The sequence below is a fragment of the Acinetobacter sp. CFCC 10889 genome (assembly GCF_003268395.1).
Lineage (GTDB): Bacteria > Pseudomonadota > Gammaproteobacteria > Pseudomonadales > Moraxellaceae > Acinetobacter.
In genome coordinates this window covers 1-762 of sequence record NZ_LQXQ01000169.1, presented here as the reverse complement: position 1 = coordinate 762, position 762 = coordinate 1, and the positions used below count along the sequence as shown (strand labels likewise).

The window sequence follows — 762 nt, the reverse complement described above, 5'->3', positions numbered from 1 at the left end:
CCGATGGTGGTGTGACATGGAGTACCACAAAACCTATCGCTCAGGAAGGTGAGAACAGCATCAGCGTACGTCAAACCGACAAAGCTGGGAATGTTTCGAATCCGACAGAGATTAAATTCACTTTAGATACGCTTGTACCGACAGCGAGTCTAGTAATTGATTCGGTCACAGCGGACAACATTGTGAATGCTGCGGAAGCAGGAACAATTGTGACGTTAACTGGTCAAGTGACTGGTGAATTTACTGAGGGCGATACCGTCACTCTGACCATCAACAATCAACCGTACACTGCTGCTGTTCAAGCAGACGGTAGTTGGAGTGTTGATGTAGCAGGTAGTGATTTGCTGGCTGGTGGCGGCAAATCAATCGCAGGCAGTGTGGTGGTGCATGATGTGGCAGGCAACCCTGCGACAGTGACAGCTGATAAAGTCTATAGCATTGACACCACAGCACCGACAGCGACGCTTAGCATTGATGCGGTTACAGCGGACAACGTTGTGAATGCAGCGGAAGCAGGAACAACTGTGACGTTGACTGGTAACGTGACTGGTGAATTTACTGAGGGCGATACCGTCACACTGACCATCAACGATCAACCGTACACTGCTGCTGTTCAAGCAGACGGTAGTTGGAGTGTTGATGTAGCAGGTAGTGATTTGCTGGCTGATGGCGACAAATCAATCGCAGGCAGTGTGGTGGTGCATGATGTGGCAGGTAATGGCGTAATTATTCTAATACGTAAAGATTATAACGTTGATGAAT

The 762-nt window shown here is 48.6% G+C and carries 1 protein-coding gene; it reads left to right on the top strand.

Going from position 1 to position 762, the window contains the following annotated elements; translation table 11 throughout:
• On the top strand, positions 1 to 762 hold a 762-nt coding region (locus AVJ19_RS21225; protein WP_162626694.1), incomplete at both ends, for an Ig-like domain-containing protein.